General features: G+C 54.2%; 10 protein-coding genes. 3 read left to right on the forward strand and 7 right to left on the reverse strand.

The window, feature by feature from the left end; translation table 11 throughout:
- Window positions 1–9: 9 nt before the first annotated feature.
- The 6 genes from ACXAH8_RS10515 to ACXAH8_RS10540 all read right to left on the reverse strand — a co-directional run bounded on the left by ACXAH8_RS10515 (window position 10) and on the right by ACXAH8_RS10540 (window position 5,561).
- Window positions 10–1,002 carry an ABC transporter ATP-binding protein gene (locus tag ACXAH8_RS10515; protein WP_475218171.1) on the reverse strand — a complete coding sequence of 331 codons (993 nt, stop codon included), beginning with the start codon at window positions 1,000–1,002 and terminating at the stop codon, window positions 10–12.
- The gene (locus ACXAH8_RS10520; protein ID WP_475218173.1) at window positions 995–2,092 is read right to left on the reverse strand and encodes an ABC transporter ATP-binding protein; all 1,098 of its coding nucleotides are present in this window, start codon (window positions 2,090–2,092) and stop codon (window positions 995–997) included. The genes ACXAH8_RS10515 and ACXAH8_RS10520 overlap by 8 nt, the downstream gene beginning before the upstream one ends.
- 2 nt (window positions 2,093–2,094) lie before the next feature.
- Window positions 2,095–2,283 carry a hypothetical protein gene (locus ACXAH8_RS10525; RefSeq protein ID WP_155150119.1) on the reverse strand — a complete coding sequence of 63 codons (189 nt, stop codon included), beginning with the start codon at window positions 2,281–2,283 and terminating at the stop codon, window positions 2,095–2,097.
- A complete protein-coding gene (locus tag ACXAH8_RS10530) occupies window positions 2,280–3,218 on the reverse strand; it encodes a carbohydrate ABC transporter permease (RefSeq protein WP_010442361.1) in 939 nt (312 codons plus the stop codon). The genes ACXAH8_RS10525 and ACXAH8_RS10530 overlap by 4 nt, the downstream gene beginning before the upstream one ends.
- Window positions 3,215–4,162, reverse strand: coding sequence for a carbohydrate ABC transporter permease (locus ACXAH8_RS10535; protein WP_155150124.1), 948 nt, complete (start codon window positions 4,160–4,162; stop codon window positions 3,215–3,217). Before ACXAH8_RS10535 ends, ACXAH8_RS10530 begins: the two co-directional genes overlap by 4 nt.
- Before the next feature lie 79 nt (window positions 4,163–4,241).
- Window positions 4,242–5,561 (reverse strand): ABC transporter substrate-binding protein, encoded by a 1,320-nt coding sequence (locus ACXAH8_RS10540; RefSeq protein WP_170375848.1) that lies wholly within the window; start codon window positions 5,559–5,561, stop codon window positions 4,242–4,244.
- A 396-nt stretch (window positions 5,562–5,957) separates the two neighbouring features.
- Here ACXAH8_RS10540 and ACXAH8_RS10545 point away from each other — a divergent pair, with 396 nt between their 5' ends.
- Complete coding sequence (locus ACXAH8_RS10545) at window positions 5,958–6,737, forward strand: MOSC domain-containing protein (RefSeq protein WP_475218176.1); 780 nt, start codon at window positions 5,958–5,960, stop codon at window positions 6,735–6,737.
- 493 nt (window positions 6,738–7,230) lie between these two features.
- Here ACXAH8_RS10545 and ACXAH8_RS10550 read toward each other — a convergent pair whose 3' ends face one another.
- Window positions 7,231–7,872, reverse strand: coding sequence for a TetR/AcrR family transcriptional regulator (locus ACXAH8_RS10550; RefSeq protein WP_475218178.1), 642 nt, complete (start codon window positions 7,870–7,872; stop codon window positions 7,231–7,233).
- Window positions 7,873–8,043: 171 nt separating this feature from the next.
- Between ACXAH8_RS10550 and ACXAH8_RS10555 the strand changes: the two genes are divergently transcribed.
- Window positions 8,044–9,120, forward strand: coding sequence for an efflux RND transporter periplasmic adaptor subunit (locus ACXAH8_RS10555; protein WP_475218180.1), 1,077 nt, complete (start codon window positions 8,044–8,046; stop codon window positions 9,118–9,120).
- Window positions 9,121–9,132: 12 nt separating this feature from the next.
- The gene (locus ACXAH8_RS10560) at window positions 9,133–12,276 is read left to right on the forward strand and encodes an efflux RND transporter permease subunit (RefSeq protein ID WP_475218182.1); all 3,144 of its coding nucleotides are present in this window, start codon (window positions 9,133–9,135) and stop codon (window positions 12,274–12,276) included.
- Window positions 12,277–12,918 lie beyond the last annotated feature (642 nt).

The raw sequence follows: 12,918 nt of genomic DNA on the forward strand, positions 1-12,918 counted from the left end.
TTTTGCTCCTTAATTCACGCGCGCGCCGGACGCGTCAAAATACAACGGGTTGTGGGGGCGGATTTTTATAATCTTTCCAGATGGGTAGTCCTGATGGACATCGATCAGGGTCACAACTGGGTGACCGTGTAAGTCCAAGTGTAGCCGTGTTTGATCTCCCAGATGCTCGGCGCGTATCACGCGCGCATCGCTGCCTTCGCCTTCGATGATGTTTTCCGGGCGCAGGCCGATCTGCGGGCCTTTGTGATCGCCTCCGAACAACTCGGACGGCAGGATGTTGATCCGCGGCAGACCCAACCGGCTGGCAACGTAAACACTGCCCGGGTTTTCATAGATATCCCGGGGTGTTCCGTACTGAACCAATCGGCCGTTTTCCAAAACGCCGATATGCGTCGCCATTGTCATGGCTTCGACCTGATCGTGGGTCACATACAGTAAGGTTGACCCCAGATCGGCCTGAATCCTTTTCAGCTCGACCCGCAAATCCGCCCGAAGCTTGGCGTCCAAAGAACTGAGCGGTTCATCCATCAGGAAGATCTGGGGATCGCGCACCAGCGCCCGTCCGATCGACACACGCTGCATTTCGCCACCAGACAGTTCGGTGGCTTTGTTGTCCAGTTTGTGCGGAATCTGCAGGATTTCCGAGACTTCGTTGACCTTCCTCGTTATCTCATCCTCTGGCGTCTTTAGGATCGGCGACCGTAGCGGGAAAGACAGGTTTTCCCGCACCGTCATATGCGGGTACAGCGAGTATTGCTGGAACACCATCGCCACATCGCGCTGGGCAGGTGTATCTATTCCAACGTCACGCCCGGCAATGCGCACCGTTCCTGAATCCAGTTTCTCAAGCCCGGAAATCAATCTCAGCGTCGTTGTTTTCCCCGCACCAGTCGGGCCCAACAACACCACAAAGGCTCCGTTGGGGATCGTCATTGAGATATCATCCACCGCTTTGACGTTGCCGAATGACTTCGAGATATTCTCCAACACGACTTCAGCCATTGCTTAGTACCTCGTCGTTCAGAGCGGACCTCAATGCGCGCCCGGTAGACTCTTCAAATAGGGTTACTGCGGGGGAGCGGAACTCCAATCCCACTGTCTCGCCGGGGTTAACGGTTTCACGTGCATCAATCCGGGCTTTCAGCTCTCCGTTCGGGCTTTGCAGCGTCACGATCTGGGTGGTTCCTAAGTATTCTGCGGCCAGGACCTTGGCCCTGTAGGCGCTCGCATCCGACAGAAAAACATGCTCGGGGCGAACACCGAAAACCAAGTCACCTTCTGCCCCTTCCATCAGTTTGGGTACGGCTTCGTCATGGCCATTCAGTCGAACCATTCCCGAGCCAGGCGCGACCTTTCCCTGAAACGGCAGGAAGTTCATCGAAGGAGATCCGATAAAATCCGCAACGAACATCGTGGCCGGTTTGTCGTAGATTTCCTGCGGCGTGCCGAATTGCTCAATCACAGCATTATTCATCACCACGATCTTGTCGCCCATTTGCATGGCCTCCAGCTGATCATGCGTAACGTACACAGTGGTTGCGCCCATGCGATCATGAAGCGCGCGCAGTTCTTCGGCCATGTGTTCCCGAAACTCGGCATCCAAGGCACCAAGAGGTTCGTCCATCATGAACGCCTTGGGTTCTCGAACAATCGCGCGGCCCAGCGCCACGCGCTGTCTGTCGCCGCCTGACAACCCACCTACCGGGCTATCGAGTATGTCGTTGATCCCCAGAATTCCCGCGACTTCCTCTACTTTGGCTTTGACAGCAGCACGCGGCATGCCCTGCGATATCAGGGGATAGCTGATATTTTTGCGCACGTTCATGTGGGGATACAGCGCGAACATCTGGAACACGAAGGCAATGTCACGCTCTGATGGCGGCCGCTGGCTGATCTCTTCGCCGTCCAGATAGATTTCGCCCGACGTTGGAAGCTCCAACCCTGCGATCATCCGCAGCGTCGTCGTCTTTCCGCAGCCAGATGGCCCGAGCAGCATGAAAAACTCACCGTCCTCAATCGTGAACGAGCTTTCGCGGACAGCCGTGAAATCGCCGAACATCTTTTTAACGTTTTTGACTACGATCTGGGCCATTTCTACTCCGGGAAATGGCTGACGATGATGAACATGACGGTTCCGATCAGCGTGACGATGAAAGAGTAGGTAAAGGCCCAAAGGACAAAGGGTTGCATCAGCATGAAGACACCCAGTGCAATTAGGATGGTTGCCACCATCTCCCATGGGCCGCGGCGGAGCCGTAGTAATCCGGTAAGAAACTCGCTCATTTGCGTACGGCTCCGAATGTGATCCCGCGCAGCAAATGTTTGCGCATCAGGATGGTGAAAATCATGACGGGGATCAGGAAGATCGTGGCACCTGCTGCAACAGCGGGCCAGTCCAGGCCGCCAATACCGATAATGGTTGGGATAAACGGTGGCGCAGTCTGCGCGTTTGCGGATGTCAGCAGCACGGCAAACGCGTACTCATTCCAGGCGAAGATCAGGCAGAAGATCGCAGTTGACGCGATGCCTGTGGCGGCTTGCGGCAGCACCACTTTGTAGAAGGCCTGAAACCTCGTGTAGCCATCTATGAGGGCGGCCTCTTCGTACTCTCTTGGGATTTCGTCGATGAAACCCTTTAGCAACCAAACCGCTAGGGAGATATTTACCCCCGTATAGAGCAGGATCATTCCCAGATGCGTATCGCTCAGCCCAAGGTTTCTGAACATGAGGAAAATCGGGATGGCGACGGCGACCGGAGGCATCATCCTTGTACTGAGGATGAAGAACAGAAGGTCGTCCTTGAGCGGTACTTTAAATCGGCTGAACGCATAGGCGGCAAGCGTGCCAAGGAAGATACTAAGGAAGGTTGAGCCAAATCCGATGATAACCGAATTCATAAAGCGCTCGCCGAACTTAGATGGCCCGACGATCACCATGTCGTATTGGCGCACGATTTCATCGGCCCAGTTCTGTGGCGGATTGGCTTCCAGAAACTCCTGCGTCTGCCGTGTGCGCGTGGTGAAGAGGTTGACGTAGCCTTCAAGCGTTGGGTCAAAGACCACTTTGGGCGGGTAGCTGATCGCGTCGGCGGGCGATTTGAAACCGGTCAGCAAGATCCACACCAGCGGGATCATCGTGATCAGCGCATAAGTGATTACCAAGAAGCCTGCGATCCACTTGGACCGGTTCGAAGGTTCTGTGACGGAAAAACTGCTCATCTCTGTTTCACCTTGTTCAGGGCTTTGACGTAGATCGACGCAAGGCCGAACACGGTGACGAAAAGGATGATCGCATAGGCCGAGGCATAGCCCGTACGCCATTTCTCAAAGGCTTCGCGTTTCAGGTTTATCGAAGTAAGCTCCGTAACAGACCCCGGCCCACCACCGGTGAGCTGAACCACCAGGTCGAACATCTTGAAGTTCTCGATCCCTCGAAACAGCACAGCGAGCATCAGGAACGGCAGCACCATCGGGATGGTAATCGTAAAGAACTGTCGTAGCTTGCTGGCCCTGTCGATCTCAGCCGCCTCGTAGATGTAGTCGGGAATACTGCGTAGACCGGCCAGACAGATCAGCATTACGAAGGGGGTCCACATCCAGGTGTCGACAATCACAATCGCCCATGGGGCCAACGTGACGGATCCCAGCATTTCAAAGCTCGATGGGTCCTTGCCGGTAAACCAGGACACGATGTAGTTAAACAGGCCGATCTGAGGCTGGTACAGGAACTTCCAGAAGTTCCCGACAACCGCCGGAGACAGCATCATCGGCAACACGATAATTGTGGTCCAAAGATCGTTGCCCTTGAATTTCTTGTTGATCAGCCACGCCAGAGCAAACCCGATCAGGACCTGGAAAAAGATCGTCCAGAACAGGAAATGCGCCGTCGCCTGCATGTTCAGCCAGGTGTCCGAGTCCGTCAGGATACGCTCGTAATTCCTGAGACCGACATCTTTGACTTCGCGCCCGATCCGATTGGCCTTGTAGTTGGTAAAGCTCAGTTGGATGGTCCAAATCAACGGAAAGATGTTGATCGCCAGCAATAGAAAAATCGTTGGGGAGATGAATATCCAGGCGATCGCGCGGTCGGATAATCCCCGGATTTTTCGCGCAACTCGCTCGGGCGTTGCCTGCGCAACGCGATCTACGGTCCTGTCAGACATCTCTTTGCCAGTTCTTGTTGGTGTAGGACTCACGGGTGAAGGTGGAGCGGGATTGCACCCGCTCCGGCCTGTGTCCGGATTACAGCTTGCCTTCGTCTTCGAAGACTTCCGTCCAATCTTCGATCAGAAGATCCAACGCTTCCTGAGCTGTACCTTGGTCAGCAACCACGTAGTCGTGGATGCGTTTCTGCATTGCCAGCAGAAGCTCAGCATAGGCAGGCTCTTGCCAGAAATCCTGCACACCGCCCATTGCTTCCAGGAAGTCACCGGCAAACGGTTGGCTGTCTACGAAACCAGGATCTTCTAGCACCGAGTTATGCGCGGAGTATCCTCCAAGCTCCCACCATTTGGCTTGCACTTCTGGCTGCGCGAACCACTTGATGTACTCAAGTGCGGCATCCTGTTTGTCAGAGTAGCTGACAACAGAGATACCTTGTCCACCCAGTGTCGAACCTGCCTGATTTTGGGGTGGGTTCACGAAGAAGTCGATCTTGTCACCGCCGGTATTGGGGTCGGCATAAAGACCTGGGAAGAACGCAAACCAGTTCATCGCCATGGCGACCTGACCGGATTTAAAGGCGTCCAGGCTCTCACCCATGTACGAATTGGTGTACCCCGGAGGCGTCGCCGTTTCGTAGAATTCCTTGTAGAACTCCAGAGCTTCAACCGCTTCGGGTGAGTTTACGGCGCCTTCCATGTCATATGAGCCCGGGGTGTTTTCGTATTTGAAGCCCCAAGGATACAGCGCTCCGGTCACACCCATGGTGATCCCTTCCGAGCCGCGCTCGGTAAAGATTGCTGCCCCATAGACGGTCTTGCCGTCGATCTCACGACCTTGGAAGAACTGAGCGATCTGCAACAACTCTTTCTGAGACTGAGGTTCACGCAGGTCCTGACCCGTAGCCTCTTTGTAAGCGGCCTGGATGTCTGGGTTCTCGAACCAGTCCTTGCGATAGAACCAGCCGTTTGCATCGCCCATCGCAGGCAGCGCGTAGTAGTTTGGTGTGCCCTTAGGCCACGTCGAGTACGCGTAGACAGTGGCCGGCGCGAAATCGTCCATGCTGATGCCTTCAGCATCGAAGAACTCGTTCAGCTGGACATAGTGACCATTCTCAGCGCCACCACCGATCCATTGGCTGTCACCAATCAGCAGGTCGCAGAGCTTACCGCCAGAGTTCAGCTCGTTCAGCATCCGGTCCGCGAAATTCGGCCAGGGAACAAACTCGAAGTTCATTGTGTGGCCCGATTCTGCTTCGAATTCTTTTGATAGCTCAACAAGCGCGTTGGCCGGGTCCCATGCAGCCCAACATAGCGTCAGATCTTCAGCATTTGCCTTGGTAGAAAGAGTAGTAGCGGCAAGGACTATTGCGCTGGCCGAGGCCAGTTTTGTGTAAGTCATCCATTCCTCCCTTTTTGCGCCGTCAATCGAGGATGTGCGAATCGCGGCATACTTCCAAGGCTATTTGAGGTACGCACCTCAAGTCCAGAATTTTTTGAGGTTCGTACCTCAAATAGCCTTGGAAATTCGCTATATCTGCTTCTAAGTTATTGATTTAATAATAGTTAATTACTTTTATCGAAGCGCATGTATTTTTGACAGTTAGGATTAATAAGGCCAAATCGACTATAATTGGCACATCCCACAATCGCGGCAATGATGCGTCCAGCAGGTTTAGCGAACCCGCTTTTGAAGCACTCACAGATTATTTGGTCGATACCTTGGAGAATTGGAGATAGCGTCAAACAGCACGGACCACGCAGGATCGTGTAAACTCGTTTGGTCAGGTGCAGACGTATGAACATGCTCTCTATCGTCAGATTGAACCGGTACCCAATTAAAGGTTTGAGTGCCGAGCCCATGCAAACCGTAAAGCTGCGAGCAGGAGAGGGGATTCCTGGTGATCGCTTGTTCGGATTCGCGCGCTACAACTCCGGTTTCGATGCGCAGAACCCTCAGCCACTGCCGAAAGATCGCTTTGTTGTTCTGTTGAATGAGGCTGCACTGGCAGGTGTTAAGACGAATTTTGATACTGAGACCCAAACTCTAAAGATCAAAGCAAGCGGCAAAACACACAGCTTTAATATGCAAGCACCAGAAGATCGGATGAATGCGGCAAGTTTCCTGTCTTCAGAGATCGATTTAAAAGATCCCGAACCGCCAAATTTCGTTTCGTCTGCTCCTCATCGGTTTACAGATGTGTCTGTCGTCTCACCTAAAATGATGAATGCGATATCCGTTTTAAATCTGGCGTCTGTGGAGAAATTGGGTGAACAACTGAACGCGGAAATCCACCCAGCACGCTTCCGGGCGAATATTGAGATAGAAGGCTTACCCCCGTTTTCTGAGCTGGACGCAGTTGGATCAGTTCTTGGATTCGGCGATGTCGAGTTAAAGATACTCTCACGTACGAAAAGGTGTGCAGCCACCGAGGTGAACCCGGATACGACCGAGCGGGACTTGAAGATACCCTATCTAATTCGGAAGTTGATGGGTCATATGGACATGGGTGTCTATGTTGAGGTGGCTAAAGGCGGAAAGCTGAGCGTGGGCCAAACAGGGCAAGTGTTAAATTGAACACTACTTCCCCCGCCAAAGTGGCAGTCCCGGGCGATTTGTCCCGCGTGTTCTAAGATAAGTTGTGTCTACTTTTTGCCAGTCGTTTTCTTGCTCGCCTAAGGGAGAATCTGCAAAGAGCTTAGTATCTCATGATTTGGTAGAGAGAAACACAGGCGATGCAACAAAGCATAGCCGACCTCAGAACTGATCTGCGACGTAAGCCGCCAATTGCATTGCATTTCAAGTGGTGCGTGAATTTGCAGGAAGGTGACAGTTATTAACTGATGCGAATTTCAGGCGTACGGAAATTTTTGTCATGGGCGTTGTCGACCTGAACAGCGACTCTGCGAGCTTAGCATCAGCTGCAGAAGTACCTTGGCGGTAGAACTGACATGCGTTTTCTATAGGTGTCATTTCCTTGAACCCAAGCAATCGTATTGGCGTTGGCGATCTACCGTTTTAGTTTTCCCGCCATCAAAGCTCAGTCGCGTTTGATTTGGCACGAGAGCGCTTAACTCAACATTCTTTCCGAAACGTCCTCGAGAAGGGTATGAAGATCAAACTCTTCGCCCTTCTCGGCAAGCCCTTTGTCATGCAGAATGAAGGACAGCCCGTGCACAAAACTCCACAATAAAAAACCGCGGCGGCGAACTTCGTCTGTGATTCCCGGCTCACCGAGACATTTTGCTATCTCAGTCAAAAGAATCTCGAAACTTTGCTGGCCTCCTTCCTCCAGCCGCGGATCCGCGATGCGGTCTGTGAAGCCGCCAAATTTCAATCTGAAGATACCGGGCTCATTTAACGCGAAGGCAATGTACTCCATCCCTATGGCTGTAATACGCTCGGGAGATCCTTCAGGAACGCCTTCCAGCGCGGCAAGCATTTTGTCTCGGTGCCGATCCATTCCCTCAAGAACAGTGGCGACCAACATTTCTGTCTTATCTTTGAAGTGCTTGTAAGGCGCGGCAGTTGATACGCCCGCGCGTCTGCAGGCCTCGGATACGGAAAAACTGTCCGGGCCTTTTTCTTCGACCAACTGTCGGGTTGCTTCGATCAGTGCAGCGCGGAGATCACCGTGATGATAGGCTTTTTTGCTCACGGAAAGACCAGCCGTTTGTCTGCTTGTCGAATGATTTTTTTCGATGCTGCTCATGATCCAACATGTGCCAGATCACGTATCTCTTGTCAAAGTGAGAACTTCTAACTTATGTTAGAGACACTAACTTGATGAGGTCCCCAAATGCCGAATCCTGCAAATTCATCTACTGAAGCGACCAAACCGAGCCTATTTGCACGTGTGTTACGCGGCACTGTGCGTTTGGGAGTGACCGTCAGTTTTATCGCCGTCGCAGCGGCTGCTGTTCACTTCGGAGCATCCGAGCTTACCCGTAGAGCGGAGGCGGTGCCGGCACCGGATGCCGCCGCTGTGACCCCGGTATCCGTGACGCCGATCACCTCCGAGAACGCTTACACAGTCGACCGTGTGTTCATCGGGCAGGTCGAACCTCAGCGTTCGGCAGATATCTCTTTCGAACTGAACGGGACGCTCGATCAAATTCTGGTGGATGAGGGTGACGAGGTTGCCAAGGGTCAACTTCTTGCCACACTGGACATTGTACTGCTGGAGGTCGAACGCGACCGTCTGACAGCAGCACGTGATGCCATTGCAGCCCAGCTTGCATTTGCGAGAAAGACAGTCGAGCGAAACGCGAAACTCATTGAACAAGGCTTTACCAGTCAAGCCCGTTTGGACGAGGCCGTTTCTCAGCGAGATGAATTGTTGTCCAGAATTGGCGAACTGGATGCGGCCTTGCGCGATGTGACCGTTCGGATCGAGAAATCCAGTATCGAGGCCCCATTTGCCGGTCAAATAACCGCGCGACATGTGGACGGAGGTGAAACTCTGCGATCGGGCGAGTTGGTTCTGGGAATGGTCGAGGTTGTGTCGCCACAGGTTCGGATCGGTATTCCTCTCGATGTTGATCCGGCGCTTCTGACTGATGTTGAGATCGAGATAGCAGGTCAAAGCTATCGGGCTGATCTTGCAACCTTGCGACCCGACATTGACCCGGTGACCCGAACCCGCACCGCGCTGTTCGATCTAAAGAACGCTCCCGACGTGGCTTTCGGGCAAACCGCACGTGTTCATGTGCTCGATCCTGTCCAAAGTGCGGGAACCTGGGTGCCGACAACATCGCTGAAGGAAGGAACGCGCGGGCAATGGACACTGCTGGTTGCCGACGCGCAAAAGACTGTACGCCTGGCGACAGTCGAAGTGCTGCATGCCGAAGACGACCGCGTCTTTGTGCGAGGCGCGTTCCCGGAAGGCACCGTCCTGATCGATCAGGGGCCGCAGCGGGTCAGCGTTGGTCAGCGCGTCGCCTTCAACACTGGCGAGTAACGGAGCGATCTGATGGAAACCCTTACCTTTCGCCATCCCCGGCTGGTTGCCCTGATCATTTTGGTGCTTGTGTCTGCAGGGCTGTCTTCGTTCCTATCGCTTGGGCGACAGGAAGACCCCACGATCACCAACCTCTTCGCGACTGTAACGACACAGTTCCCGGGTGCAGATCCAGAACGGGTTGAAGCACTAGTGACCGCAGAAATCGAAGAAGAGCTGCGGAAAATCGCCGAGGTGGATGAGATCAGTTCCGTATCCCGTTCGGGCGTATCTGTCGTTTCGGTAGAATTGCTGGAAACGCTAGACGAAGCCACCATTGAGCAGGTTTGGGCCGAGGCTCGGGACGCCGTCGAAGATGCACGCCAGAACTTTCCGGCAGGAGTGTTGCCACCGGAGTTTGATGCCGAGGGTATTGCTGCCTATTCCGCTGTCATTGCAGTCGCGGCCGAGGACCCCGACGTCCCGCTCACTTTGCTGTCTCGTCATGCCGAAGCCTTGGGTGACAGATTGCGCGCGATACCTGCGACACGGGCCGTCGACTATTTCGGTCAGCCGGAAGAAGAGGTGCTGGTAAGTGTCGGTATGGACAAGGCCGCAGCGCTTGGCCTTGGCGCTGCCGAGATCTCCCAGCGGATCGCCGAAGCAGATGGGAAGGTCCAGTCTGGGCGGCTGCAATCCGATGTCGACCTGACCATTAGCGTCAGCGGAGAAATTGAGAGTTTGGATCGCATTCGGAGCATCGTCCTGCGTGAAAACGCAGACGGTGCCGTGGTGCAGCTCGGAGATATCGCCAGCGTAGACCGGGGCGCACGCGAACCGCAGTTCTCAATCGCGTTTGCCAACGGAAAGCCTTCCGTTTTGGTGGGGATTCTGGCGCAGGACGGCGTGCAGATCGACCGCTGGACAGGCTTTCTACGGGATGAGCTTGAGGCCGGCGCCGCAGCGGTACCTTTGGGCATGCAGGAAATACTGCTGTTTGATCAAAGCCAGTACACGACGGATCGTTTGTCAGAGGTTGGGATCAACATGGCCATTGGTGTGGCTCTGGTCGTGGCAGTCTTGTTTGTTACGTTGGGCGTTCGTGCAGCTGCGATTGTGGCCTTGGTATTGCCGGTTGTCTCATTGGCAACTCTTGCGACGATGAACATGATTGGATTGCCAATTCACCAGATGTCCGTGACGGGCCTGATTGTTGCCCTCGGTCTGCTCGTTGACGCAGCCATCGTGATGACGGATGAAATTCGTCGTCGTTTGCAGGATGGGATGGAGAGACTTTCAGCCGTGCGAGATGCTGTTCGCCGGTTGGCTGCGCCTCTGCTGGCGTCGACTGTAACAACGGCGCTCGCCTTCACGCCGATGATCTTGCTGCCTGGCCCCGCCGGCGACTTTGTTGGTGCTATCGCTATCGCCGTGGTGCTTATGCTTGTCTGGTCACTAGTTGTCGCTTTGACGGTGACCCCCGCGATTGCAGGCTGGGTACTGTCCGACCGCCCCGACGCAGGAATGCTGAGCCGCGGTATCAGCATCCCGCCGCTTGCCCGAATGTTCGAGGCCTCAATTCGATTGTCAGTCACTAATCCGGTGCGATCCATCGCGTTGGCACTGGTCTTGCCCGTGCTTGGCTTTGCGGCCTTTCCAACGCTGACCGCGCAATTCTTCCCGGGCGTCGACCGAAACCAATTCTATATCGAGGTCGACATGCCGGGGGGAACATCAATTGCCACCACCGAAGCAACCGCCCGCCAGATCGATGAGATGCTGCTGACTGATGACGGCGTCAAAAGTGTCTACTGGACGGTCGGAGAATCCGGCCCGGCATTCTACTACAACATCGTTGGCAACCGTTCACGCGAGCCCGGGTTTGCACAGGCCATGATCACGACCGACACTGCCGACGACGCAGCCCGCCTTGTCGGAGCCCTGCAGGGTCGTTTGGATACCGACTTTCCTGACGCGCAGATCATCATTCGTAGTCTCGTGCAGGGCCCTCCGGTCGACGCACCAGTTGAAGTAAAAATTCAGGGGCAGGACATCACGGTTTTGCGCGATCTTGGCGACGAGGTGCGTTCAGTTATGGCCAATCTCGACCTGGTGACGCAGGCGCGCGCCAGCGTGAACGGCGGCAATCCTCAAATCCGGTTCGAGATTGATGAGGTCAAAGCCCGTCTGCTGGGATTGGACGTGGCCGACATAGCCGGTCAGTTGGACACGGCACTTGTTGGCGTCACCGGAGGATCACTGATCGAAGGGACTGAACAGTTGCCGGTGCGAGTTCGTCTTGGTGACGAGGTGCGATCAGACCTAAGCGCCATTGTCAGTATGCCCATCCTGCTGCCCAATGCCGCCGCCATATCCGCCACTAGTGTTTTCCCTGCTGTTCCGCTGTCTGAACTGGCCACACCGGTGATCGAACCAGCGGAGAGCGTTATAACCCGAACGGATGGCGTGCGCGAAAACACTATCCAAGCGTTTATCGTCCCCGGTGTTTTACCCGAAGAGGCGTTGCAGGACGTACTAGAGGCGCTTGATGCGTCCGGATTTGTGTTACCACAAGGCTATTCTATGTCCTTGGGTGGTGACAGTGATGCCCGATCCAATACTGTAGGCAATCTGCTTGCCTCTGTTGGTTTGATTGTCACACTCTCCATCGCGACCATTGTACTAACCTTCAATTCGTTCCGACTAACCCTCGTGACCTTGGTCGTGTGCGTGTTGTCTGCAGGACTTTCCATGCTGTCGCTGGCCGTTATGCAATTCCCGTTCGGAATAACGGCGATAATCGGGGTCATCGGCTCAATCGGGGTTTCGATCAACGCGGCGATCATAATTCTGACTGGGTTGCAACAAGACGTTGACGCAAGCCAAGGCGACCGAGCAGCTATGGCGCGTGTTGTGACCGGTTCAAGTCGGCATATCATCTCGACAACGGTCACGACCTTTGGTGGGTTCCTTCCCCTAATCATAGGCGGTGGAGCATTTTGGCCGCCATTCGCCGTGGCCATCGCCGGAGGGGTGCTGTTGTCGACCGTCGTATCATTCTATTTTACGCCGCCCGTTTTCGCATTGGTGTATCGTGGCAAGCTCGACAAGCCGCTTGAGGCAAAGAACCAACCTCCCCAGCCTAGAGAAGGAATTGTCGCGCTTGTGGCAGAATGAGGATTGAGTCTAATTCTTTAGACGAATTGTCATGCTTCAAAGCCGTTATTGTGTGAAATAAGGCCAAGGTCTGCCATCGGCCCGTAATTGGATTTTGCAAAATCTTCTATTGCGCAAAGCTGCCGCACTTGGCTATCCCAGCAATCGCCGTCTTGCGCTGACGGCGGCCGTTCTCTGCAAGCAGGGTGAACGTCTGATGCAAGACAGAAGTAAGTGAAAGTGTGTTGGAGACACAGGTCGGTTGACCACTCAACCAGAGATAGCTTCAAATATCACCGGTCTAAGCGATCTTCACGGTTCGGTATGGCGCCAACAAACACCCAATGGTCGTGAAACCTGCAATTCGAGGCGCATATTAACCTTGGCGACCTTGTAGAACAAAAAGCTATTCGGTTGGCGGAATTTGTGTACTTTTCCCAACAGAAGCTCGGACTGCTAGGACAGACCGGTCGCCAACACCAACCTGCCTCAAGTTAGCTTGTTCAGCTCATTTGCAAGGTTTGGCAAATGTTTGTGGACGTTTCAATTCGCGCTTGTTCGATGGTAGCTCTTTGCCCATCGGACGGCTTGTCGCCTGTTTGTTTTGTATGTGGTTGATGGGTATTTCAACCATTCGCAGGAAGGGTTGAAGGGTGAAAAACG

Source organism: Ruegeria sp. ABV3_008, from assembly GCF_056161185.1.

Coding starts and splice junctions, on each gene's coding strand:
- ACXAH8_RS10515 (WP_475218171.1), bottom strand. CDS start 1,002: ATGGCTGAAGTCGTGTTGGAGAATATCTCGAAGTCATTCGGCAACGTC.
- ACXAH8_RS10520 (WP_475218173.1), bottom strand. CDS start 2,092: ATGGCCCAGATCGTAGTCAAAAACGTTAAAAAGATGTTCGGCGATTTC.
- ACXAH8_RS10525 (WP_155150119.1), bottom strand. CDS start 2,283: ATGAGCGAGTTTCTTACCGGATTACTACGGCTCCGCCGCGGCCCATGG.
- ACXAH8_RS10530 (WP_010442361.1), bottom strand. CDS start 3,218: ATGAGCAGTTTTTCCGTCACAGAACCTTCGAACCGGTCCAAGTGGATC.
- ACXAH8_RS10535 (WP_155150124.1), bottom strand. CDS start 4,162: ATGTCTGACAGGACCGTAGATCGCGTTGCGCAGGCAACGCCCGAGCGA.
- ACXAH8_RS10540 (WP_170375848.1), bottom strand. CDS start 5,561: ATGACTTACACAAAACTGGCCTCGGCCAGCGCAATAGTCCTTGCCGCT.
- ACXAH8_RS10545 (WP_475218176.1), top strand. CDS start 5,958: ATGAACATGCTCTCTATCGTCAGATTGAACCGGTACCCAATTAAAGGT.
- ACXAH8_RS10550 (WP_475218178.1), bottom strand. CDS start 7,872: ATGAGCAGCATCGAAAAAAATCATTCGACAAGCAGACAAACGGCTGGT.
- ACXAH8_RS10560 (WP_475218182.1), top strand. CDS start 9,133: ATGGAAACCCTTACCTTTCGCCATCCCCGGCTGGTTGCCCTGATCATT.